This is a genomic window from Stenotrophomonas sp. GW821-FHT09E08, assembly GCF_059416125.1.
The window spans coordinates 187612-210334 of record NZ_JBWKOO010000005.1 but is presented as its reverse complement, the minus strand read 5'-3'; the positions used below and the strand labels follow the sequence as shown (position 1 = coordinate 210334).

Sequence of the window (22723 nt, the reverse complement as noted above, 5' to 3'; positions counted from 1 at the left end):
GGACGGGCCCACTGTGCTCAAGCAGGGTGATCGTTTCCAGGGAGGGCGCCGACTGCGCGGCTACGACCGCACGGCGCCGGGCCGGTGGTCGAAGTATCGTGCGATGCGTGCATGTTCATGCGTTCCCCCTGGATGCGGCCTCTCTATGAAGGACCGGATCACCTTGATATCGACTTTGCCTGAATGGCGGCCCGCTGCAACCGGAACCTATATGCAAATTCGGCAGAAAACACTCGGACCTTAAACTTTCAGATTGTTTCTGTGACGAATATCCGTTCGTGGGCAAAACGGTTCATCCACGTGCAGATAATGTGATTCCTCTAAACTTTCGCATGCGAAAACCGTGCCAAACACGACAACAAACTCTTCACTTGTGTATCGGTTTTCTTCAATGCATTCCGTGGGTTTACCCGCGAAGATTATCGGGCATACTCGCATTCAAGCTATGGAGTTTTTCCGGGTGGGCTGTGCGGCATTGACCGTTCCTCTCCCGGCAACGGCAGCGGTTCCTGTAACGGTGTGCGCCCTGTCAGGCAGTGGGGGCCGCATCGCATGACGGATCAACGGGGGGGACGACACTGTCATGGTCGATGGTGGGGTAGGAGACGGTGACGACAGCGGCCTGCGGTCGATCGACCTGGCGACGCTGAGCGGCGTGCTTCGTGTGTGTGATGTCGAATTGCTTCTGCTCGATGGCAACGGACCACGGGCGGCCTTCGCTTCGCGCGTGCACGAGGAAGCCCTGTTCTGCAGCATCAGCTGTGGTTTCCATTGCCGTGGGCGCTTCATGCTGCCTCCGGACTGGGCGATGCTGGGGTATATCCACGCCACCGATGAAACGCTGAGCTGGTGCCACGGAGTGCCACTCACGCCGGGAATGGCGTTGACCGTGATGCCCGAGGGTATCAGTGAGTTCACGCTGAGCCCCGGCACCCATATGACCCTGATGCTGGTGCCGGTGGTACGTGTGCAGCGCAAGCTGACCGAGCTGAGCCTGCGCAGCACGCCGCCCGCAGGCCAGGCGCTGTCCTTGTTCAACCTGGCCAGTGATTCAGCGCCGCTGGTGGGGTATTACCAGCAACTTCACCAGCAGTTGGGACAGGGCATTGCACTGCAGCCAGATGAAACCGAACGCCTTCTGCATGGGCACGTGCAGGCCCTGCTGGGCGCCGGTGCGGCAGACCGCCCGGGATGCAGCCGTGCGCGCCGGACGCACTATCTGATTGCGCAGCGTGCGGAGAACTTCATGCGGCTCAACCTGCGCCGCAATATCTACATGAATGAAATCTGTGATGCCGCTGGCGTCAGCGAGCGCGGCCTGCGCTATGCCTTCGAGGACCTGTTCGGTACCTCGCCCAATCGTTACCTGTCGATGCTGCGCTTGTGCGCGGCCTGCCGCAGCCTGTCGATGGCCGATTCCAGCCGTCGCTCGGTGAAGGCCATCGCGCTCAGCTGCGGCCTGTGGGACCTGTCGCGCTTCGCCGACAATTACCGCAAGGTCTTCGGCGAACTGCCGCGCGATACCTTGATGCGCGCACCGGCGCAGATCGGCCAGCCGGCCTGACCCTGGCGGCACAAGGGTTTCCCCGTCGTTTCTGCCGGAATTGCATATCCGCTTGCCGATATGGTTGCCGCTTCTGCATAACCGGCTGCCGATTCCGACCGTGGATTTGCCGGAATGCGCGATTGCCGTGCCGGAATGAAGTGCGCAGCCACCGTTGCAAGCGCTGAAATGTCAGTCACCTGCCTAACGGCAAGTCCACTGACATTCCAGTTGTTCGCCTACGGGGGAAATGCTCATGAACCGCATCTACCGGCGTGTATGGAACCGCCAGCTCAATGCTCTGGTTGTGGCCTCGGAACTGGCCACCGGCGATAGCGGCGGCGGTGCCGCGCGCGATCCGCGCAGTGTCCTGCTGATGCCCTCTGTGCTAGCGCTGGCGCTGCTGTGTGCGCTGGCCAGCGGCCACGCAGGAGCATCAGAAACCAATCAATCGCTGCGCGACCTGCAGGCATTGGCCGCGAAGTATGCGCAGCCGATGCCGGTGAAGGTCGATGCCGAAGTGGCATTGGCCGCCGCCTCGCGCCAGGCGCAGAGCAGCCCTGCGATCAGCGCCGATGCACGTGTCGGCCTGCAGCTGAGCACTGCCTCGCTGCCGGTGGTGCGCGATGTGTTGCCGGCCAGCGTGCAGGTGAATCTGGCGGCGAACACCACGCCGAAGCAGGTTGCTGTTCCGGCGCTGGCTGCCGATGTCCGCGCCAATATCGGGCTGGGTCATGCAACCTCCAATGCAGCGAAGGTTGATGCATCGCTGGCGGCACAGGTTGCGCCGTCCGCGCATGCGCCGCTCGGCGTGGCTGCGGATGCGCGGGCGAAAGCCAACGTTGGCGTCGCCGGTGCGCAGGTGGCCTCGATCGATACCGGCGCCACGGCGGCGGCCGGCATCAGCAGTACCTCGGCGGGTTCGTTGCCTGGGCTGAAGACCTCGGTCGATGGCAAGGTCGATTCGCAGCTGAAGCTGGCTGGGCACCAGATCAATGGCCAAGGCCAGGTCAAAGCGACGGCAGCGGTCACGCTGCCGGCCAAGGAAGAGCTGCCGGGCGAAACCCATGACCGTGCGATTACTGCAGCCTTTGATACCGGCGTCGCCGGCAACGTGCGCCTGCAGGCGCCGGATGGGCAGGAAGTGGTGGCCGACCGCAATCTGAAGCTGGCCGGCCAGGCAACGGTCGCGGCACAGAACAGTGCGCTGGGTGTGGGTAGCCTGGTGGGCGGCGTGGTCGGCTCCGCGGGTAGTGCGGTGGGCGGCGCGCTCAACGGTGTGGTCGGCACGGCCGGCAGCGCGGTGGCGGGGGCACTTAACGGCACCGTCGGCACCGTTGGTGGCGTGGTTGGCGGCGCACTGAATGGCACCGTCGGCAACGTCGGCGGTGCAGTTGGCGGTGCGCTCAACGGCACCGTTGGTACAGTTGGCAGCGCGGTGGGCGGCACGCTCAACGGCGCGGTCGGTACCGTCGGTGCAGTCGGTAGTGCCGTGGGTGGCGCACTGAACGGCACCGTTGGCACGGTCGGCGGCGCGGTGGGCGGCACGCTCAACGGCGCGGTCGGCACCGTCGGTGCAGTCGGTGGTGCCGTGGGCGGTGCACTGAACGGCACCGTTGGCACGGTCGGCAGCGCGGTGGGCGGCACGCTCAACGGCGCGGTCGGTACCGTCGGCGCAGTCGGTGGTGCCGTAGGCGGTGCGCTCAACGGCACCGTTGGCACTGTTGGCAGCGCGGTGGGTGGCACGCTCAACGGAGCGGTCGGTACCGTCGGCGCAGTCGGTAGTGCCGTGGGTGGCGCACTGAACGGCACGGTTGGCTCCGTTGGTGGAGCAGTCGGCGGTGCGCTCAACGGCACTGTTGGTTCTGTTGGCAGTACGGTGGGCGGCACGCTCAACGGTGCCGTCGGCGCAGTTGGTGGAACCGTCAACGGCGCCGCTGGCGCGGTGGGTGCGGTGGGCGGCGCAGTGGGCGGTACGCTCAACAACACGGTTGGCGCGGTGGGCAGTACCGTTGGCGGTGTGCTCAACGGCGCGACCGGCGGCAGCACCGGTGGCCTCGGCGGCCTGCTGGGCAACACGTTGGGCAACGTCGGCGGTGCCGTGGGCAACCTGCTCAACGGCAACCTCAATGGCACCATCGGCAATCTCGGCAGTGCCGTGGGTGGCCTGGTCGGTGGCACGCTGAGCGGCCTCGGCCTGACCAAGCCCTCGGCGATTCCGCCGACCAGTCCGAAGGCGCCGGCACCGGCCGACCCGAATGCGGGTTTGATCATCGGCACCGGCGGCCTGGTTGGCAACGTCGGCCAGCTGATCGGCCCGACCACCACCAGCCTGTTCGGTGGCAACGGCTACCTGAGCAACGGCAACCTCAAGCTCAGCAACGCCAACGTGATGCAGACCTACTCGACGGTCAACGTGCTCGGCCTGCCGTTGGTCAACCTGTCGCCGGTCGGCAGCACCCTCAATGGCCTGGGTGGCGCCGTCACCGGCGGCAGCTCGCACCTGACCCTGATTGGTGGCGTCACCTCCGACAGCTACATCTACAACATCAACAACGGCAACCCCGGCGGCCTGCTGGGCCTGCTGCTGCCGAAGGATTCGCCGGCATGGGCGGCCAAGTGCCTGGATATCGCCCTGGCCGACATCTCGTGCTGGGCAGTCAATGCGGCGCAGGACTACCAGGTGCTGATGGGCGACGGCGCCTTCGCCAACGGCTCGAAGGAGGTGGTGATCGGCGCGAATGCCCGCCACGAGCTGCCGAAGGTCGATGCCAACGTGGCCTTCCCGGGTGCCGGCACCAATGATCCGAGCAACCCGACCGGTGTGCCGACCGCTGACTACGCGGCACGCATGGGGCATTCGGTGATCGTCGGCGACAGTGCGGTGGGCACGGCCAACGGGCAGACCCTGCTCGGTGCCGAGGCCACCTCGAACCAGGCGAACTCGGTCGCACTGGGCTACCGCTCGGCCGCGCTGCGCGGCGCCCAGGCCAGCTACAGCGCGTACGGGCTCACCGCTCCGCAGGTTTCGGCCGGTGAAGTGTCGGTGGGCACCGCCGGTGGCGGCGAACGGCAGATCACCAACGTCGCCGCCGGTAGCGTCAACACTGATGCGGTCAACGTGGCGCAGTTGAAGGGCGCGATCAGCCTGATCGATGATGTGGCGGCCGCTGCGGTGACCTACGACCTGGACGGTGCCGGCAATCCGAACTATCGCCGGGTCACGCTCGGTGCCGGCACCGGCACCACCACCATCGGCAACCTGGCCGCTGGTGCGGTCACTGCCGGCAGCCTGGAAGCGGTCAATGGCGGCCAGCTTGCGGCGACCAACGCCGCCATCGCCGGCTTCTTCGGTGGTCGCGCGGCCTTCGATCCGGCCAGTGGTGCCTTCACTGCACCACTGTTCGAGATCAGCACCATCTCCACCGGCGGCGCCATTGCCAAGGGCTTGTATGAGAACGCCACCGATGCATTCGCCGCGGTGGACGGCTCGCTGGTCAACCTCAACACGCAGATCACCGACATCCGCAACGGCGGCACCAAGTACCTGCGGGTGAACTCGACCGGCACCGAAGCCCTGGCCAGCGGCACCGACTCGATCGCCGTCGGCACCAATGCCCGCGCCACCGCCGCCAACAGCATCGCGGTGGGTGCCGGCAGCCTGGCCGACCGTGCCAATTCGGTGTCGATCGGCGCGGCCGGAGCCGAGCGCCAGGTCACCAACCTGGCCGCGGGTACCGCCGCCACCGATGCGGTGAACGTCGGCCAGCTGCAGGCATCGGAGCAGGGAGCCCTGCGCTATGACCTCAACGGCGACGGCAGCGTCAACCATGCCAGCGCCACGCTGGGCCAGGCCGGCACCGCCACCACGCTGCGCAACCTCGGGCCGGGCCAGGTCAGTGCCACCAGCAGCGAGGCCATCAACGGTGCCCAACTGTTCGCTGCCAACCAGGCCGTGGCTACCCACCTCGGTGGTGGCGCAGCGGTCAACGCCAGCGGCGTGCTGACTGCACCGACCTACTCGATCAACAACGTCGCCGCCAACGGCACCGTGACCAAGGGCAGCTACAACGATGTCGGCACCGCCTTCGACGCGGTCAGCAACTCGCTGGCCAATGTTGCCGACCAGACCGATGAGATCGACAAGCTTGCCGTGAAGTACGACGTCGATGGCAGTGGCAACGTGCTCAACAGTGTGACGCTGACGGGTACCGGTACCGGCGCGGTGAAGATCACCAACGTCGCCGCCGGCAGCATCCTGGCCGGCAGCAGTGATGCCATCACCGGCGACCAGCTGTTCAGCACGAACAGCACCGTCGCCAACTACTTCGGTGGCACCACCGCCTACAACGGCACCACCAACGTGTGGACCGCGCCGAAGTTCAGCATCTCCAGCATCGCCACCGACGGGACCTTCACCAGCGGCGACTACAACAATGTCACCGCCGCATTCACCGCAGTGGACGGCTCGCTGAAGGTCCTCAACCAGCGCATCACCAACGGCGGCGGCAGCGCCTACCTTGCGGTGAACTCGACCGCAGCGGCCGCTACGGCAGCAGGTGCGGAAGCGGTGGCAGTCGGCCCGCAGGCCAGTGCAGCGGGCGCCAACAGCGTAGCGGTCGGCAACGGTGCCAGCGCCAGTGCCGGCAACAGTGTCGCCCTGGGTGCCGGCTCGGTGGCCAGCGTCGGTGCACAGAGTGGCTACACCGGTGCCTACGGCCAGACGGGCGCCAGCAACTCGGCCGGTGAAGTGTCGGTCGGCAGCACCGGCAGCGAGCGCAAGATCACCCATGTCGCCGACGGTTCCGATACGTACGACGCAACCAATGTCGGCCAGCTGAAGAACGGCGTGAACTACGCCATCGACGAATCGAAGAAGTACACCGACCAGAAGATCCAGAACATCACCAACGTGGCCGGCAGCTTCCGCGCCAACAACACCAACAACCTGGCCGATCCGTCCGCCAGCGGTGCCAACTCGGCCGCAGGTGGCGCAGGCTCCGCCGCTGCCGGTGCCAACTCCACCGCGCTCGGCAATGGTTCGCAGGCACAGGCCGACAACTCGGTGGCACTGGGTGCGGGTTCGGTGGCGAACCGGGCCAACACCGTTTCGGTGGGGGCCAGCGGTGCCGAACGCCAGGTGGTCAACGTGGCCGATGGCTCGCAGGCCACCGATGCGGTCAACGTGCGTCAGCTCCAGGCCTCGCAGCAGGGTACGATCCGCTACGACACCACGGTGAACGGCGCGACCAACTACAACAGCGTCACGCTGGGCAACACCAACAGCGGGCCGACCACGGTGCGCAACGTCGCCGCCGGCAACGCCGGTACCGACGCAGTCAATGTCGACCAGCTGAAGTCGGGCATGGCGCAGACCCTGGACTGGTCGAAGGCCTACACCGACGAGCGCATGGGCGGCTTCGAGCGTGACCTGCGCAAGACCGACAACCGCGCCTCGGCCGGTATCGCCTCGGCGATGGCCACCGCAGCACTGCCGCAGCCCAGTGAGGCGGGTCGCAGCATGGCCTCGGTCGCGGCCGGCAGCTACAACGGCGAATCCGGTGTTGCGGTCGGTATCTCCGGTGTCTCGGAAGGTGGCCGCTGGATCTACAAGTTCAGCGGTTCGACCAACAGCCGTGGCGAGGCCGGTGTGGCCGTCGGTGCCGGCATCCAGTGGTGATCCCCGCCGCCGGGCCGCAACCGCGGCCCGGCATCGCGGAAACGTCCATAGGGGGAATGACATGAAACAGCATCGCATCGCCCGCAGCGGCCAGCTGGCCGCCACGCTGGGCCTGATCCTGGGGATGGGCCTGCTGGCCGCCTGCCGCAGCCATGCGCCGGCCGCCGAGGGTCCTGCCGAAGCCACCGCCGTGCACTTCCCGGAGGCCTCGAAGGCCTCGCTGAAGGAAGGGATCTATCCCGACGTCGCCGACCTGCGCCGTTTCGCACCGGGCATGAGCAAGCGCCAGTTGTACACGTTGCTGGGTACGCCGCACTTCAACGAAGGCATGTGGGGCGTGCGCGAGTGGAACTACCTGTTCAACTTCCGCACTGCGCAGGGTGCGGAGTACTTCACCTGCCAGTTCCAGGTGCGATTCGACAACAAGGGCATCGCCCAGGGCGGCTACTGGAAGCCTGAATCGTGTGCGGCGGTGCTGGAGCCGCCGCGGCCGCCGGCCCCGCCCGCACCGGCGCCGTTGCCGGAGCAGCCGCTGCGCCTGTCCGCCGACGCGCTGTTCGGTTTCGACAGCGCGGTGCTCAGCGCCGAGGGGCAGCAAGCAGTGCAGGGCGTGCTGGCACAGGTGCGCGAAGCCAGCCAGGTGCAGTCGATCCGGGTGACCGGCTACACCGATCGCATTGGCAGCGCCAGCTACAACCAGAACCTGTCGCAGCGACGTGCCGAAGCGGTACGCATGGCGCTTGTGCAGGGTGGAGTGCCGGCTGCCAGCATCAGTGCCGAAGGACGTGGCGCGGCGGAGCCGGTCGTGCAGTGCGACCAGCGCAATCGTCGCGAGCTGATCGCGTGCCTGGCCCCGAACCGCCGCGTGCAGATCGCGGGCGTGGCACAGCCACGCTGAGAATCCTGCGCCGGGGCAGGGCCCCGGCATCCCGAGTCCCCCCTGACCGCCGGCAGGACGTGGCCACGTCTCCCCCGTTGTCCCCGCCTGCCGGCGGCTCAGGTTTGCATACGGTGCACGATGAACGCCCAATTCCTGCCTCTTTCCATGAAGACGGAAACCACACTCAGTGTGTATGGCCAGCTCGGCAACCATGCCGTGGTGCGCATTCCCGGGCGTCGCCTGCCGGGGTTGATCCTGCAGGCCGATACCGTGGCCGGCTTCCTCGCCCAGCTGCAAGAAGCCCAGGCCTGTCTGCGCAGTGGCCGCGCCCAACGCACCGACGCCGAGCTGGACATGCTCATCGACGTTTTGCAGCAGTGGTATTCCTTGATCGAATCACGCCTGGCCGACGCCGGCGAGGCGCTGTAGAAGGAAAAGGGGACGGAGGGGATTAAGTCGTTTCCGGCACCGCAGGGGCAAGAACGACTTAATCCCCTCCGTCCCCTATCTCTAGGCGCGGGCGCGGACCAGCCAGCAGGCGGCATCTACGCGTACCCGGTCGCCTTCGATGAAGGGCGCGAACGCGGCCAGCGCCTCGCTTCGAAGTGCGTTGGCGCGGTCTTCCGGCATCGCACGCAGGGCCAGTCCCAGCGGGCCAAGTTGGCCGACATAGGTCGGCAGCTCGTCGCGGGCGATCGAACAGGGCAGGTCGACCGCAACCACTTCGACGTCCTTCCAGCCGGCCGCCTGCAGAAGCCGCTGTATCCGCTTGCCATCGGCAAAGGCGAACTGGCCCGGTGCGCCAGGCGCACGGGGTGGCAGCTCGAGTTCATCACCAATGGCGCGTTCGGCCGTGGTCATGAACGGGTTCTCGTCGGCACTGCACCAGGCGATGAAACGCAGGCCCGCGCCTGGCGTTGCGGCACGATGAAGGTTGGCGAAGGCGGCCTGGCTGTCCTCGAAGAACATCACGCCCAGCCGCGACTGGATCCAGTCGAAGTGCGCGGAGGGCAGCGGATGCCGCTGCGCGTCGGCGACGATGAAGTCCGCGTCCAGTCCCGCCGTTTCTGCGCGCTGCCGGGCCAGAGCCGCCATCGGCGCGGAGATGTCCAGGCCGGTGCTGCGCGCGGCAGGGCGAGCCGCTGCGGCGGCCAGCAGGCTGGCGCCGGTGCCACAGCCGATATCGAGCAGTTGCGTGACGGTTTCCGGAAGTTCGGCCACCAGCAGGTCGGCCATCGGCTGGAACAGGCCATCGAGGATGGCCTGCTGGGCGACCCAGATCTGGCCACCGGGGCCATTCCAGAGCGCATTCTGATCAACGGGGGATGTGCTGGCCATGGCCTTGTCCTGCCGGGAAGTTGCCCATAGGTTGATGCTTGAAGGCGACTTGAGGTCAAGCCCATGCGTGAACTGGATATCGGCGAAGTGGTCAAGCGCAGTGGCGTGCCGGCCTCGACCCTGCGTTACTACGAACAGCTCGGGCTGTTGCAGTCGCTGGGCCGCCGTGGCCTGCGCCGGCAGTACGACGAGCAGGTGCTGGAGCGGCTGGCGCTGATCGGTCTCGGTCAGGCGGCCGGGCTGTCACTGCAGCAGATCGGGGTGTCGCTGCCACCTCAGCGTGGATGCATCACGCTGGATCGTGAGGCCCTGCTGGCGCAGGCCGAGGTACTGCAGCAGCAGATCAGCCAGCTGCAGCGGGTGCGTCGGCACCTGCAACGCGCTGCGGCCTGCCCGGAAGCGCAGGATGCACGCCAGTGCGGTTCATTCCGGAAGTTGTTGCGGGCCCAGCAGCGCCTGGCGGGTGGGTGAACCCGCGCAGCCCCCTCAATCGCGGGTACTGACTTCCCAGGTGGCATGCAGCACGCCCGGTACCTGTTCCATCCGTGCCAGCACCACGTCCAGCTCATCGGCACTCACGGCGGTACTGACCAGCACCGCGATCACATCAGTGGGCGCGTCGGCATGCTCGACCACCTGCACATCACCGACCGGATACTGCGCAGCGTCCAGCGCATCGACCAGGCGCTCGCGCACGCGCGGCACGGCTTCTGCATCCACGCTCAGGCGCACTTCATAGGTGGCCTCGGTGGCGGTCTCGTTGATCGGGATGCGGTTGATCGCATTGACCAGCGGCCGCAACAGGGTATTGCCGGCGATGATCAGCACAGTCAGCAGCACGCCCTCGGCCAACATGTCCGCGCCGGTGCAGCTGCCGACCGCCGCCGAGCACCACAACGTGGCAGCGGTGTTCAGCCCGCGCACGTTCATGCCTTCCTTCATGATCACGCCGGCACCGAGGAAGCCGACCCCGGAGACCACGTAGGAGATCACCCGCACCGCCTCGGCACTGCCGGCGATGCGCATGCCCAGGTCGACGAAGGCGGCGGCGCCGACTGCCACCAGCACGTTGGTGCGCAGGCCGGCGGTGCGTTGCCGGTACTGGCGCTCGGCGCCGATCAGCGTACCGAGCACGAAGGCGGCCAGCAGGCTGACCACGGTGTCGGCGAAGGGACCGGCCTGGAAGGTTTCAATGAAGCGCATGGCTGGAGTCTACCCCGCCGAAGTGACAGTCTTTCCACGCCAACGCGTGGATATCCAGATGTGCCAGAAACGACTTGATCCCCTCCGTCCCTTTTTTGAAGATCAGTCGCTGTCCTCGACCCGCTCGCCCATCAGTTCGCGCTGGCGCTTGTCCAATTCCTCGGCGTAGCGCTTGCGCACGAAGGCTTCGGAGACCACGCCCAGCACCTGGCCGTCGGCGCCGACCACGGCCAGCTCGTCGGCCTGGGTCTGGTCGAAGCGCTGCATCACGCTGACCACGTCTGCGGTCGGTGACAGTGACACGTCACGGTTCTCGGCCAGCTCGACGATTATGGTTTCCGGCTTCACGCCGTCGCCGTACACGCGCGGAATCTGCACGATGCCGGCGTAGTGGCCTTCGCTGTCGATCAGGATCACCCGGGTGCCCGAGCCCAGCGGGAAGCGCTGGCGGAAGGCGGCGGCGTCGAGGTCGGCTGGCGCGGTGGCCACGCCCTTGCGCATCAGCCGGCCGGCGTTGAGGTTCTGCACCCAGCCCACGTCGCGCGCGCTTTTGATGGTCTCGCCGCGCAGGTGCATGCGCCAGGTCGAGAACGAATATCCGAACCACTGCCGCACCAGCGTGCTGGAGACCAGCACCGCGCTCATCACCACGCTGGTCAGCAGGAAGTCGTGGGTGCCTTCCAGCACCAGCATGGCCATGGTCATCGGTGCGCCGACCACCGCAGCGGCCAGTGCGGCCATGCCGGCCAGCGCGGCCGAGGTTGCGTCGATCACCGGCACGCCGGTGGCCATGGCGAGCAGGCCGGCGAACAGGGCGCCGACCAGGGTGCCCATGAACAGCGAGGCGAAGAACAGGCCGCCGCGGAAGCCGAACCCGAGCGAGATGCCCGAGGCAAGGCACTTCAGCGTCAGCAGGCCGCCGATCCAGATCAGTGGCAGGTGCGTGGTCAGGTCCAGATGCAGCGCGCCATGGCCGGACGACAGCACCTGTGGGCTGGCCAGCGCCAGCGGGATCAGCAGCAGGCCACCGACCACCGGCCGGCCCCACAGCGGCAACGGACTGCGCTTGACCGTGCCTTCGATCGAAGCGATCAGCCGCATCACCGCGATGCCGACCATCGCGCAGCAGCAGCCGAGCAGGCCGTAGATGGCGTAGTCGGCGGCGCGGACATCAATCGTCGAGGCGGCAGGCAGCAGGTAGGCCTCGATGCCGGCCTGGTCGGCGACGAATGCGCCAGCCAATGCAGCGACCGCCACTGGGGCCAGCGCGGCCGGGGTGTAGGCGCCGATGACGATCTCGAAGGCATAGAACGCGCCGGCCAGCGGCGCACCAAAGGCGGCGGCGATGGCACCGGCGGCACCGGCCCCGACCAGGATGCGCACGTCGTTGCGGCGCAGGCGCATCACCCGGCCCAGCTGCGAGCCGCTGCCAGCGCCCATCTGCGTGTACGACGCTTCCAGTCCGACCGAGGCACCACAGCCGTTGGACAGCAGAGTCTGCGTCAGCACGATCAGGTTGTCGCGCATCGACATGCGGCCGCCATGCAGGGCGTTGGCTTCCACCGCATCAAGCAGGGGCCGCTTGAGCCGGGTCGCGGCCAGGCTGACCAGCCCCACCAGCAGGCCACCCAGCGGCAGTACCAGCAGCGCAGTCCAGGTCAGCGAGGGCAGGGAGCTCAGGCGCATGCCTTCGTCCAGCCCGTACAGGGTGCCCTGCAGCCAGCGCGCGATGCCGGACTGCAGCAGGGTCAGGTAGCCGGCGATCAGGCCGACCAGCAGGGCCAGCGCGATGAACCACAGGTCGCTGCCGCGCAGCCGCAGGCGCAGGCCCTGGAAGGCCAGATGCAGGCGCGATGGCAAAGCAGACGGTGACATGGTGGCGGCATGATACGCCGCCACCGTGATCGCCACCGTCACTGCATCGGGCGGTTACCGGCTCAGAAGCGGTAGCGGCCCTGCACGTAGAACGTGCGCGGCGCGGCCACCATGCGACCGGCGTTGCCATCGACGTTGCGGGTATACCAGCGCTTGTCGGCCAGGTTGTTCACGCCCAGCGCGATCTCGCTGTCACCCAGTCCCGGCACCTGCCAGGCCATCTGCGCGTTCCACAGGCGCACGCCCGGCACGCGGCCCACGCGCGCATCGGCGCTCTCGGCCCAGGTGTTGGCGGCGTCGGAGAACTGGCCGCTCTGGTGGGTGCTGGAGACATTGAAGGTCCAGCCGGCCAGCGCGTAGCGGGCGCCGACGCTGTCGGTGTCGCGCGAGTAGAACGGCACGTCCAGGCCGCGATTGTCACCGGACTGCTGGATCGCCTTGGTCCAGGTGTAGTTGGCATACAGCTCCAGCCCGGCCAGAGCGCTGCCCTCGGCGAAGCGGTACTCCAGCGCGCTCTCCACGCCCTTGTGGTCGGTGGCGCCGATGTTCTGGAACGTCGGCGGGGTGATCCCCGGCACCTGCAGGATCTGGTTGTCGAAGCGCATCTTGAACACGGTCACTTCCGCGCGCAGCGCACCGTCCTGCCAGCGCGCACCGAGTTCGGTGGTCCTGGCGATTTCCGGGTTCAGCGGGTTGCTGGCGGTCTGCGAATTGAGCTGGATGTTCTGCACCGGCCCGAACGAGGTGGTGTAGTTGCCGAACACGGTCAGCTGCGGGGTCAGCAGGTAGGCGATGTTGAGCGAGGGCAGGGCCTTGTCGTTGCGGCTGCTGAAGGTTGCCGCACCCCCGGCCTGGCGGCGGTCCATGTCGATCCACTCCATGCGCACGCCCGGGGTGATCCGCCACTGGCCGATCGCGATGCGGTCGTCGATGTAGAAGGCATGTGCGTCGGTGGCGTTGTCGAAACGGTTGGTGGCGCTGGCCACGCCGGTACGGCGGGTGACGGTGTAGCTGCGGTCGTTGCCGCGCTCACGCAGGAAGCGGTAGCCGGCGGTGATGTCGTGCACGCTGGCGCCCCAGTGCAGGCGCTGGGTATAGCGCGGCTCGATGCCGAGCACACGGTAATCGCGCGGCTGCACGGTCAGCTGGGTATTGGCGGCGTTGATCAGCGAGCTGGCGCGGGTGCTTTCGTTGTAATAGGCCAACACCTCGAACTCGCTGTTGGCCGACAGCGTGTTGGTGTAGCCGAGGTCTATGCCGGTGCGGTGGCCTTTCCAGAAATCGGTGGGGCGCGTGTTCTGGAACGGGTCGGCTTCGTACTGGGCGCGGGTCAGGCCGCCCGGGGTGAGCGAGCGAACATCGTAGTAGGAGAGCTTGGCGCGCAGTTCCTGCTGTTCGTCGATGGCATAGGCGAACTTCAGCGCCAGGTCGTTGAAGCGGTCATCGCTGCCCTGGCGCCAGCCACGGCCGTCCTGGCCGGAGTACAGCAGGGCCGCGCCCAGGCCGTTGTCGCCGGTGCCGCCGAGGAAGGCGTTGTATTGGGTGCTGTCGCCGCCGCCGTGGTCGTAGGCGGTGTAGCGCATGCCGGCTTCGCCGTGCAGGCCGGCCTCGGTGGGAATGGCGAGGGTGCTGAAGTTGATGATGCCGCCCACGTTCTGCGGGCCATAGCGCACCGCGCCGCCACCGCGCACCACGTCGATCGATTCGATGTTGGACAGGCTGGTCGGTGCGAACGACAGCTGTGGCTGGCCATACGGCGCCACCGCCAGCGGCACGCCATCGAGCAGTACGGTCGAGCGCGGCGAGTAGCGCCCGGTCAGGCCACGCACGCCGATGTTCAGCGACACCGAGCTGCCGGCAGTGCCGGAGTTGTCGGTGACCTGCACGCCCGGGATGCGGCGCATGGCATCGCCGATGCTGGCCGCGCCACTGGCCTCGATGCGCTGGCGGTCGACCACCGTGCGTGCGCCGGCAAAGCTCTTGACGCTGTCATGCAGGCCGGTGCCCAGCCAGCTGCCGGAGACCTGGATGCTGTCCAGCGTGGTGGCGCCGTCCTGGGCGAAGGCGTGGGTGGCCGGGAGCAGGCACAGGGCGAGGGCTGCGGCCAGGGGCAGGCGGGCCGGTTGCAGGGCGTGGATGGGCATCGGTGCGGGCTGTGGAAGGTCGTAAATGAGAAGTATTGCTGATTCCATTCGCTATTGGAATGCGTCTGCAGTTCATGCCGAGGCCCCGGTGATAGAGTGTCTGATTGCTTCCTGACTCGCTGAGATCCGCCATGTCCCAAGCCGCTTTCTATCCCGTCGGAACCCCTGGCCAGCCGTGGGGAGCGGCGGAACGGGAGCTGTGGCGTGGCCGCCAGCAGCGCCTGCGTCGCTATGACGAGGAGGTGCTGCCGCGCATCGAGGCGCTGGCCTCGCGCTTTGACAAGGTGGCCTATGGCCAGCTCGACTACGCTGGCGAGACCTACACCCTGTTCGCCCTGCGCAGCCGCGACTGGAACCCGGCGCTGCCGGCTGCCCTGGTCACCGGTGGCGTGCACGGCTACGAGACCAGCGGCGTGATGGGCGCGCTGGAATTCCTCGAAAAGCACGCCGCCGACTACGCCGGCAAGGCCAACCTGCTGGTGGCGCCGTGCGTGAATCCGTGGGGCTTCGAGCGCATCAACCGCTGGAACTTCGATGCGATCGATCCGAACCGCAACTTCCGTGTCGACGGCCCGGCCCGCGAGTCGACCGCGTTGATCGAGCTGATCGCACCGATCAAGGGTCAGTTCGTGCTGCACATCGACCTGCACGAGACCACCGACAGCGACGAAAGCGAGTTCCGCCCGGCGCTGGCCGCGCGTGACGGCAAGCCGTTCGAGCCGGGCCTGATTCCCGATGGCTTCTACCTGGTGGACGACAGCGAGAACCCGCAGGCGGCCTTCCAGCAGGCGGTGATCGCTGCGGTGGAGAAGGTCACCCACATCGCGCCGGCCGACGACAAGGGCGAGATCATCGGTTCAGCGGTGGTGGCGCACGGCGTGATCGAGTACCCGCTGGTGAAGCTGGCGTTGTGTGCAGGCATCACTGGCGCGAAGTACACCACCACCACCGAGGTCTACCCGGACAGCCCGCGGGCGACCCCGCAGCAGTGCAATGACGCGCAGGTGGCAGCGGTGTGCTCGGCGCTGGATTACGCGCTCGCCCATCGTTGATCGCTAGTGCCGGCCGCTGGCGAGCAACCACGGGACACTGGGATTGCCGGCCAGCGGCCGGCACTACCTCACCCCAATGCGTCGGCCCACCATAGTGCGGCCGGTCCCGGCGGCGTATCACGGCGCCACAGCAGGTCGCTGTGGATGCGCCGTGGCCAGCCGGGCAGCACCAGTTCCACCAGCCGGCCACGGTCATAGCGCTGCACCAGCGCCCGCGGCAGCTCGGCCCAGCCGAGGCCGTCCTCGGCCATCTCCATCACCATCAGGTAGTCGGTGGCGGTCCAGGCCAGGCCGGTGACCACGCGGGATTGGTCGACTTCCGCGCTCAGGCGCACCTGTCTATGCCGCGCCAGTTGTGCGGCGGTGCGACGGCCGGCGCTGGCTAGTGGGTGCTCGCGCGCTACGTACACTGACAACTCGCTGTGGTGCGCCAACGGTCGGGCCACCAGCCCATCGGGATAGCGTTCCTGCCTGGGCAGCAGGCCCAGCCCGGCGCGACCACTGCCGACCAGCTCCAGCACATCCTCGCCCTCGGCATCCAGCCATTCCAGCTCGATCTCCGGGAACGCTTCGGCGAAGCGCTGCAGGATCCGCTGCTCGGGATCGAGCTGATAGACATCGGAGAACACCACGGTCAGGCGCGGCTCGACCGGCGCGGCCAGGCGCACGCTCAACTGTTGCAGGCGGGCATCGGCAGCCAGGATTTCCTGCGCGTGCCCAAGTACCTGGCGCCCGGCCTCGGTCAGCTGCGGGTAGCGCCCGCTGCGATCGAACAGGCTCACGCCCAGATCGGCCTCCAGGTGGGCGATGGCGGTGCTGACCGTTGACTGGGTCTTGCGCAGGCGTCGCGCCGCTGCCGAGAACGAGCCCAGGGCTGCGGCTTCCACGAAAGCCTGCAGGGATTCAGGGGAGTAGGGCATTGATCCATCGCTCCTGTCGATGGGAACTATTTTGATACCACCGTAAAAAGCGATGATACTGGCTTCCATCGCCCCCGTCTGCGGGGCGTTCCGGACCCTCCACGCACGGCGTGGATCTATTGAAAAGGCGGCGCGGTCCCCGCCCGGCAAGGAGTTTCACATGTCCCGTACTGTTCCCGCCCGTGGCGCGCTGGTCGCCTGGGCCTGCCTGACCGTGGCGATCATCGCCGAAGTGGTCGGCACCTCGTTCATGGCCGATGCCGCCCGCGATGGCGGCTGGACCGGTTATCTGATCATGGCCGGCGCGCTGGCGCTGTCCTACTTCTTCCTCGCGCAATCGGTGCGCCGCATCGCCGTGGGCGTGGCCTACGCAGTGTGGGAAGGCCTCGGCCTGACCCTGCTGACCGTGGTCGGCCTCACCGTCTTCGGTGAAAGCCTGTCGCTGCAGCAGCTGGCCGGCCTGGTGCTGGCAGTGGTCGGCATCGTCTGCGTCACCCTCGGGGAGGCGCACTGATGAACACCCTGGCCCTGTTTTTCGTGATCTGTTCTGCGCTGATCGACGTCGCCGCCAACATGATGGTCGCCAAGTCGGAAGGTTTCCGTCGTTGGCGCTGGGGCGTCGGTGCGATCGTCCTCGTCTGGATCGCCTTCGCCCTGCTCGGCCAGGCGGTGCGCTACATGGACCTGGCCACCGCCTATGCAATGTGGGGAGCGATCGGCGTGATCGGTACCGCCACCTGCGGCCGCCTGTTGTTCGGCAACCGCCTGCGTCCAATCGGTTGGGTCGGCATCGCATTGGTCACCGTCGCGGTGCTGCTGCTGAGTACCGCGAAGTAACGCGAAGTAACGCGTCGCTGTGCCAACCCAGGTTGGTACCTGCCAGAACGTGAGCCGCCGCAAGCAAGCGCCCCGGGGAGGATAGCTCCGGGGCGTTGCTGTTTCTGTAGCAGTTAAAAACGTGCGGTGAAGTTCAGCCGCGTGGTGCGGCCCGGGCCCGGCATCAGGCTCATCGCCAGCGTGTCCATGTAGTAGGTGTTGCGCACGTTGCTGACCACCAGCTCCACTTCGCTGCGCGGGGTGAACTGCCAGCGCGCATAGAAGTCATAGATCGCGGTCGGCAGGTAGATGTTCTGCAGGCCGGTCGAACCGGTGGTGTTCCAGGGCTTGTCCAGTTCATGGGTGGGGCCGCTGTTGTAGGTGCGGCGGATGCCGGTATCCAGGCGGCGGTCGAACAGGCGGAAGCCCAGCGTGCTGTGGATCGAGTATTTCGGCGGATTCTGCGCGTTGACGAACGAGGTGCCGAAGCCGCCGTCCACGCAGTCCGGGGTGGCGTCCAGCTTGCTCCACTTCGCATACGGACCTTCGCGCAGGCGCTTGGCGGTGGCCGCATCGCAGGTGCGCGCGCGCTGGTAGTAGCTGGCCGACAGGTCCAGGTAGGCGATGCCGGCGTCATAGCCGGACTGCAGCTCGTAACCGGACACCGTGTAGTTGTCGACGTTATCGACGTAGAAGGCCCAGTTGCTGGAATCGAAGCGGCGGGTGATCGCGTTGTCGATATCGTTCTTGAACCACGCCACCTTGAACGCCAGGCGGTCACCGTCGCGCCACAGGTCCTGCTTGAGCAGGCTGAAGCCGATGTCCCACGAGCGGTTCTTCTCCGGCTTCAGGTCGGCCACCGGTGCCGAGGTGCTGTTGCCCAGCGTCGACTCGAACAGGCTGGGCATCTTCCAGCCCTGCGCGTACTTCACGTAGAAGAACATGTCCTGGTCGAGGTTGAAGCGCGCCTCTGCATACGGCGCGAAGCCGTGGCCGGAACGGCGGATCGCCGGCTTGTAGCCCCAGGCGGTGGGAATCTGCTTGGTATAGAAACCGTTGGCGCCGCGCGGATCAGGAATGAATCCGTCGAAATCGTAGGCCTGGCCCAGCGTGCTGTCGCCATAGGGCGTGGCGCGCAGCGAGTCATAGGTATAGTTGCCCTGGGCATCCGGGTACCACTCCTTGTACCAGCCCGGCAGCAGCTGGCCGCCCTTGCTCAGGCGCGCGAAGGTGTAGCGCAGGTCACGCGATTCGCTGACGAAGGCGACGCGGTTGCGGTCGCGGGTGCGGTAGTCGGTGAAGCGGCCGCCGGCAGTCAGCGACAGCCAGTCCCACGGCTGCCACTGCAGCGAGGCGACGACGCTGGCTTCGCGGCGTGTGCCCGAGCGCAGGTAGCGGTTGTTGTTGAAATCCACCGGCAGCACCGGTGAGTTGGGCGCGGTGTCCTCGTGCTGGAAGGAGGCGCCGTAGCGCAGCGTCCAGTCGCCCAGATCATTGCTGAAGCGCGTGGTGTTGCTGCTGTCCACGCCCCAACGCTGGGTCTTCACGTCCGACTGCAGGCCCGGGCCGTAGGTGTCGCCCAGCGTGTCGGGCATCTGGTCCGAGGGCACATCCTTGAACAGCGGCGTGTTGGCGATGTTGCTGTTGAACATGCGGCTGGTGGCGGTGGTGAGCCACAGCGTGCTGCTCAGGTCCAGCCACGGATGTGCCTCGGGCCGGTAGCGGTGGCGCAGCGAGGTGGCATTGACCCGCATTTTCCCCGGCTCGAACTGGAACATGGTGTTGGCCTTGTCCACGTAGGTCACCCATTCGTTGGACTCACCCACGCGTCCGATCGCCGACGGCATGATCTCGCCGAAACTCGAATTGAAGTAGCGGTGGCTCAGCTCCAGGCGCTGGTCGGGGTTGGGTGTCCAGGTGAATTTCAGCAACGCCGATTCGTTGTCGGTATGCGTGTTGAGCACTTCATCGCCCGGATGGAAGAGCTTGGACACCGCCTGGCTGGACATGCCGGTGCCGCCGCTGGACAGGTGCTGGTTGTCATAGCGATGCGCACCGTTGCTGCCGGCGAAGAAGTTGCCTTGGCGGCGCCGCGCATAGGCCACGACCAGCTGCCAGTCTTCGCCGCGCTGGGCGAACGCCGCGCTGCCATTCCAGTCGCGCGGGTCGCGCAGGCTGTTGCGGTTGTCGCTGCCACGCGCGATCTGCTTGAAGGTGCGGGTGCGGTCGATGCTGTTGTCGGCCACGCCGCCGCGCACGCGCAGGCCCCAGGTCTGGCCATCATCGAGGATGTCATCGACGTTTAATGTTTCCATGTTGACCACCCCGCCGATCGCGCTGGCGGCGTTGGCGGCCAGGCTTGGCCCCTTCTCGATGCTGATCGCGCTGATCAGGTCCGGGTCGAGGTAGCTGCGCTGCTGCACGCCGGCGTAGCCGCGATAAACATCGATGGCCTGCTGGCCGCCGTCGATGATCACCGGCACCCGGTTCTGGCCTTGCAGGCCACGGATGTTGACGTCCAGCGCACCGCCGTTGCGAATGTCAGCGGTGTGCACGCCCACCGCACCGGCAAGCACGTCGCCGATCGACTGGCCGCGGAAGCGTTCCAGCTGCTGGCGGTCCAGATGCACGCGCGAGCCGCTGTCGCGGTAGACCGCATCGGCATCGGCGAGCCCCCACGGCGAAGCGCCTTCGCTGGCCTGGCCGGCCACGCGCAGGGTGCCGATCTGGCGTACCCCGGCTTCAGCGGCAGGCGCCGCCTGCAGCACCACGCCGCTGGCATCACGCTGGAAGGCCAGGCCGGTGCCGGCCAGCATCTGCGCCAATGCGGCGTCCGTGCCGAGCGTGGTCTGCACGCCTTTGCTGTGGCGGCCGCGGGTCAGGCGCGCATCGGCAGCGATGGACAGGCCCGACTGCTGGCCGAATGCGGTCAGGGCCTGGTCGAGCGGGCCAGCCGGGATCTGCCAGCGAATGGCGGCCGCAGTGTCCTGTGCATGGGCGGCGGCCGGCAGCAGGCACGGGGAGGCCAGGGCCAGGCACAGCGCGATGGTCAGGGGGCGAGGGGAGGGGCAGGGCAGTTTCATGGGGGCGGCAACATCCGCAATGGGTTCCCTTGTATTGCCCGGTGAGCGCACAGAAAGGGAACCGCGATTTCAAAGCGGACGCACGACGGTCCACCACGGCCAGCGCTGCTCGATGCGGATCGGCAGGGCGCGGGCCAACAGTTGCAGTGCCTGCATGCTGTCGAGTCGCGGCAGCACCGCCGTGGCTTTCAATGCAGCAAGCGCCGGATCACAACCGAGATAGCCCTGATGGTGACGGGCCAGCTCATCGATGATCCGTATCATGGGTGTGTCCTGCACCTGCAGGCGTCCCTCCTGCCAGTCACCGCGCAACGGATCCGCAGCCACCGGGGAGAGTCCACCCATCGGGCCGATCTGCACGGCACCGCCAGCACGTATGTTCAGCGCCGCGCCGAACAGCGGCAGGCAGCGCACGGCACCTTCAAATACATCCAAGCGGCTGCCCTGCGCCTCGCGACCGACCGCGAAGCGGGTGCCGATCGGCTGCAGGCGTGCGCCCGGCACATGCACGCTCAAGGGCATGTCGGCGAAGGCGGGGTGATGGCCGGTCTGCAGCAGCAGTTCGCCACGCAGCAGATGCAGGGCGCGGCGGTCGCTGCCGATGTCGATCGTGACTTCACTGTCGGCGTTGAGCCACAGCTGGCTGCCGTCTGCCAGTATCCAGTGCCCGGTATGTCCGGCGGCGGTGCGTTGTGTCTGCAGGCCACGTTGTGCCTGCAGACCATGCAGGCCCAGCAGCGAGACCGCGCCGATGCCAAGTGCACCTCCGAGGCCGCGCAGAGCCTGCCGGCGGCGACGGCCTGCGGCATCCAGCGCTGTGGCAGCGGCTGCTGCTGACAGGGGGGCAAAGGACTGCCAGACCGACTCGACCCGACGCCACGCATCGGCGTGGCCGGCATCAGCCTGCAGCCATGCGCGCCAGCGGTACTGCTCGTCATCACTCCAGCCCTGCTCGCGCAGCGCGAACCATTCGGCGGCTTGCGCCAGTGCTGGGCTGGCCAGCGCGATGCTCATGCTGTTGCGCCGCCGGACAGGCGCAGGCAATGCAGCATCGCCTGCGCCATGTATTTCTTGACCATGCGTTCGGACACGCCCAGCTGTTGGCCGATCTCCGCATAGCCCAGGCCGGACAGTCGTGCCATCAGGAACGCACGGCGTGGCCGCTCGGCCAGGCCGGACAGCATGTCGGCGATGGCATGCAGCAGTTGCAGTGCCTGCGTGCGTTCTTCGGCCGATGGATGCCCCGGCTCTGGCTGCGCGGCCAAGGCCGTCAGGTAGGCGCGCTCCAGATCCGCGCGCTGCCAGTGGTTGACCAGCAGCGCGTGCGCGATCGTGCTGAGATAGGCACGCGGCAGGCGCAGTTCGGTCGGATCGACGCGACGGCTGAGCAGGCGCACGAAGGTGTCCTGGGTCAGGTCGGCGGCGCAATCGGCGTTGTGGGTGCGGCGCCGCAGCCAGCCCAGCAGCCAGCCATGGTGTTCGCGGTAGAACCCCGCCAGCGCGGTGCTGGAGGCGGCGGGCACGGCCATCGGCATCGATCATTAATGAGAATGATTCCTATTATAGTGTGATCGAGCGGTGTACGACAAACCCTGCGCAGGGGGCAATGGCCAGGGCGTTTGCGATGACCGCCGGGCTCGCCGACACTGCGGTCTTTCCGCAGGGAGTGCCCGCATGTTCAGCCACATCACCGTTGGAACCAACGACATGGACGTCGCCCATCGCTTTTACGATGCATTGTTCACCGCCTTGGGCGCACGACCGGGCGTCTTCGATGACAAGGGCCGGCTGGTGTACTTCAAGGATGGCCGCATGTTCATCGTCACCGCACCGATCGATGGCGAGCCGGCCTGCCACGCCAATGGCGGCACCATCGGCTTCACCCTGGACAGTGCCGATGCCGTGCGTGGCTGGCAGGACGCAGGCGTAAGCCACGGTGGCACCGCCATCGAAGACCCGGCCGGTATCCGCAACATGGCCGGGCGGCAGCTGTTCCTGGCCTACCTGCGCGATCCGGATGGCAACAAGCTGTGCGCGGTGCATGTGATGTCGTGATTGGACAGTACGCGCGTGGCCGCGATGCACGCGGTCCGCGCGCGGCTGCGCTTGCAGGCGCGCTTCGGCGCGCGCGTGATAGCACGGAATGGTGGACCGGGCCTGTGACCGCAGGCTGCAACTTCATGCTCTGT

The 22723-nt window shown here is 67.1% G+C and carries 17 protein-coding genes; 9 read left to right on the top strand and 8 right to left on the bottom strand.

Annotated elements, in window-relative coordinates:
- Positions 1 to 583 precede the first annotated feature (583 nt).
- From AC07M7_RS09365 to AC07M7_RS09350, 4 genes are all read left to right on the top strand, one after another.
- Positions 584 to 1564: an AraC family transcriptional regulator gene (locus AC07M7_RS09365; RefSeq protein WP_478473549.1), complete on the top strand. Its 981-nt coding sequence runs from the start codon at positions 584 to 586 to the stop codon at positions 1562 to 1564.
- A 235-nt stretch (positions 1565 to 1799) separates the two neighbouring features.
- Positions 1800 to 7223, top strand: coding sequence for an ESPR-type extended signal peptide-containing protein (locus AC07M7_RS09360; protein WP_495207234.1), 5424 nt, complete (start codon positions 1800 to 1802; stop codon positions 7221 to 7223).
- 61 nt (positions 7224 to 7284) lie between these two features.
- A complete protein-coding gene (locus AC07M7_RS09355) occupies positions 7285 to 8121 on the top strand; it encodes an outer membrane protein assembly factor BamE (RefSeq protein WP_495207233.1) in 837 nt (278 codons plus the stop codon).
- Between the two features lie 147 nt (positions 8122 to 8268).
- Positions 8269 to 8532 (top strand): DUF6959 family protein, encoded by a 264-nt coding sequence (locus AC07M7_RS09350; RefSeq protein ID WP_248298412.1) that lies wholly within the window; start codon positions 8269 to 8271, stop codon positions 8530 to 8532.
- 81 nt (positions 8533 to 8613) lie between these two features.
- Here AC07M7_RS09350 and AC07M7_RS09345 read toward each other — a convergent pair whose 3' ends face one another.
- Positions 8614 to 9441: a class I SAM-dependent methyltransferase gene (locus AC07M7_RS09345; RefSeq protein WP_495207232.1), complete on the bottom strand. Its 828-nt coding sequence runs from the start codon at positions 9439 to 9441 to the stop codon at positions 8614 to 8616.
- 63 nt (positions 9442 to 9504) lie between these two features.
- On the opposite strand from AC07M7_RS09345, the gene AC07M7_RS09340 reads away from it, so the two are divergent.
- Entirely contained in the window at positions 9505 to 9912 is a 408-nt protein-coding gene (locus AC07M7_RS09340; RefSeq protein WP_046986985.1) for a MerR family transcriptional regulator, read from the top strand.
- A 15-nt stretch (positions 9913 to 9927) separates the two neighbouring features.
- Here the strand turns inward: AC07M7_RS09340 and AC07M7_RS09335 are convergent, their stop codons facing one another.
- From AC07M7_RS09335 to AC07M7_RS09325, 3 genes are all read right to left on the bottom strand, one after another.
- Positions 9928 to 10644, bottom strand: a complete 717-nt coding sequence (locus AC07M7_RS09335; protein WP_426355714.1) for an MgtC/SapB family protein — start codon at positions 10642 to 10644, stop codon at positions 9928 to 9930.
- Positions 10645 to 10746: 102 nt separating this feature from the next.
- The gene (locus tag AC07M7_RS09330; protein ID WP_495207231.1) at positions 10747 to 12519 is read right to left on the bottom strand and encodes a chloride channel protein; all 1773 of its coding nucleotides are present in this window, start codon (positions 12517 to 12519) and stop codon (positions 10747 to 10749) included.
- Between the two features lie 62 nt (positions 12520 to 12581).
- Positions 12582 to 14663 carry a TonB-dependent receptor family protein gene (locus AC07M7_RS09325; RefSeq protein WP_495207230.1) on the bottom strand — a complete coding sequence of 694 codons (2082 nt, stop codon included), beginning with the start codon at positions 14661 to 14663 and terminating at the stop codon, positions 12582 to 12584.
- Between the two features lie 131 nt (positions 14664 to 14794).
- On the opposite strand from AC07M7_RS09325, the gene AC07M7_RS09320 reads away from it, so the two are divergent.
- Positions 14795 to 15715: a M14 family metallopeptidase gene (locus AC07M7_RS09320; RefSeq protein ID WP_136638072.1), complete on the top strand. Its 921-nt coding sequence runs from the start codon at positions 14795 to 14797 to the stop codon at positions 15713 to 15715.
- Between the two features lie 68 nt (positions 15716 to 15783).
- Here AC07M7_RS09320 and AC07M7_RS09315 read toward each other — a convergent pair whose 3' ends face one another.
- Positions 15784 to 16635: a LysR family transcriptional regulator gene (locus AC07M7_RS09315; RefSeq protein ID WP_428708702.1), complete on the bottom strand. Its 852-nt coding sequence runs from the start codon at positions 16633 to 16635 to the stop codon at positions 15784 to 15786.
- Positions 16636 to 16795: 160 nt separating this feature from the next.
- Here AC07M7_RS09315 and AC07M7_RS09310 point away from each other — a divergent pair, with 160 nt between their 5' ends.
- Positions 16796 to 17149 carry an SMR family transporter gene (locus tag AC07M7_RS09310; protein ID WP_495207229.1) on the top strand — a complete coding sequence of 118 codons (354 nt, stop codon included), beginning with the start codon at positions 16796 to 16798 and terminating at the stop codon, positions 17147 to 17149.
- Positions 17149 to 17472, top strand: a complete 324-nt coding sequence (locus AC07M7_RS09305; RefSeq protein WP_136638069.1) for a DMT family transporter — start codon at positions 17149 to 17151, stop codon at positions 17470 to 17472. The genes AC07M7_RS09310 and AC07M7_RS09305 overlap by 1 nt, the downstream gene beginning before the upstream one ends.
- Before the next feature lie 113 nt (positions 17473 to 17585).
- Here AC07M7_RS09305 and AC07M7_RS09300 read toward each other — a convergent pair whose 3' ends face one another.
- From AC07M7_RS09300 to AC07M7_RS09290, 3 genes are all read right to left on the bottom strand, one after another.
- On the bottom strand, positions 17586 to 20534 hold the full coding sequence (locus tag AC07M7_RS09300) for a TonB-dependent receptor (RefSeq protein ID WP_495207228.1): 2949 nt from the start codon (positions 20532 to 20534) through the stop codon (positions 17586 to 17588).
- Between the two features lie 69 nt (positions 20535 to 20603).
- Complete coding sequence (locus AC07M7_RS09295) at positions 20604 to 21548, bottom strand: FecR family protein (protein ID WP_495207227.1); 945 nt, start codon at positions 21546 to 21548, stop codon at positions 20604 to 20606.
- On the bottom strand, positions 21545 to 22063 hold the full coding sequence (locus AC07M7_RS09290) for a sigma-70 family RNA polymerase sigma factor (RefSeq protein ID WP_495207226.1): 519 nt from the start codon (positions 22061 to 22063) through the stop codon (positions 21545 to 21547). The genes AC07M7_RS09295 and AC07M7_RS09290 overlap by 4 nt, the downstream gene beginning before the upstream one ends.
- 145 nt (positions 22064 to 22208) lie before the next feature.
- Here AC07M7_RS09290 and AC07M7_RS09285 point away from each other — a divergent pair, with 145 nt between their 5' ends.
- Entirely contained in the window at positions 22209 to 22589 is a 381-nt protein-coding gene (locus tag AC07M7_RS09285; RefSeq protein ID WP_006372781.1) for a VOC family protein, read from the top strand.
- The last annotated feature ends 134 nt before the right edge of the window (positions 22590 to 22723 follow it).

Bases quoted from the DNA above. Each gene is read 5' to 3' on its own strand.
- AC07M7_RS09365 (WP_478473549.1), top strand. From the start codon at position 584: ATGGTCGATGGTGGGGTAGGAGACGGTGACGACAGCGGCCTGCGGTCG.
- AC07M7_RS09360 (WP_495207234.1), top strand. From the start codon at position 1,800: ATGAACCGCATCTACCGGCGTGTATGGAACCGCCAGCTCAATGCTCTG.
- AC07M7_RS09355 (WP_495207233.1), top strand. From the start codon at position 7,285: ATGAAACAGCATCGCATCGCCCGCAGCGGCCAGCTGGCCGCCACGCTG.
- AC07M7_RS09350 (WP_248298412.1), top strand. From the start codon at position 8,269: ATGAAGACGGAAACCACACTCAGTGTGTATGGCCAGCTCGGCAACCAT.
- AC07M7_RS09345 (WP_495207232.1), bottom strand. From the start codon at position 9,441: ATGGCCAGCACATCCCCCGTTGATCAGAATGCGCTCTGGAATGGCCCC.
- AC07M7_RS09340 (WP_046986985.1), top strand. From the start codon at position 9,505: ATGCGTGAACTGGATATCGGCGAAGTGGTCAAGCGCAGTGGCGTGCCG.
- AC07M7_RS09335 (WP_426355714.1), bottom strand. From the start codon at position 10,644: ATGCGCTTCATTGAAACCTTCCAGGCCGGTCCCTTCGCCGACACCGTG.
- AC07M7_RS09330 (WP_495207231.1), bottom strand. From the start codon at position 12,519: ATGTCACCGTCTGCTTTGCCATCGCGCCTGCATCTGGCCTTCCAGGGC.
- AC07M7_RS09325 (WP_495207230.1), bottom strand. From the start codon at position 14,663: ATGCCCATCCACGCCCTGCAACCGGCCCGCCTGCCCCTGGCCGCAGCC.
- AC07M7_RS09320 (WP_136638072.1), top strand. From the start codon at position 14,795: ATGTCCCAAGCCGCTTTCTATCCCGTCGGAACCCCTGGCCAGCCGTGG.
- AC07M7_RS09315 (WP_428708702.1), bottom strand. From the start codon at position 16,635: ATGCCCTACTCCCCTGAATCCCTGCAGGCTTTCGTGGAAGCCGCAGCC.
- AC07M7_RS09310 (WP_495207229.1), top strand. From the start codon at position 16,796: ATGTCCCGTACTGTTCCCGCCCGTGGCGCGCTGGTCGCCTGGGCCTGC.
- AC07M7_RS09305 (WP_136638069.1), top strand. From the start codon at position 17,149: ATGAACACCCTGGCCCTGTTTTTCGTGATCTGTTCTGCGCTGATCGAC.
- AC07M7_RS09300 (WP_495207228.1), bottom strand. From the start codon at position 20,534: ATGAAACTGCCCTGCCCCTCCCCTCGCCCCCTGACCATCGCGCTGTGC.
- AC07M7_RS09295 (WP_495207227.1), bottom strand. From the start codon at position 21,548: ATGAGCATCGCGCTGGCCAGCCCAGCACTGGCGCAAGCCGCCGAATGG.
- AC07M7_RS09290 (WP_495207226.1), bottom strand. From the start codon at position 22,063: ATGGCCGTGCCCGCCGCCTCCAGCACCGCGCTGGCGGGGTTCTACCGC.
- AC07M7_RS09285 (WP_006372781.1), top strand. From the start codon at position 22,209: ATGTTCAGCCACATCACCGTTGGAACCAACGACATGGACGTCGCCCAT.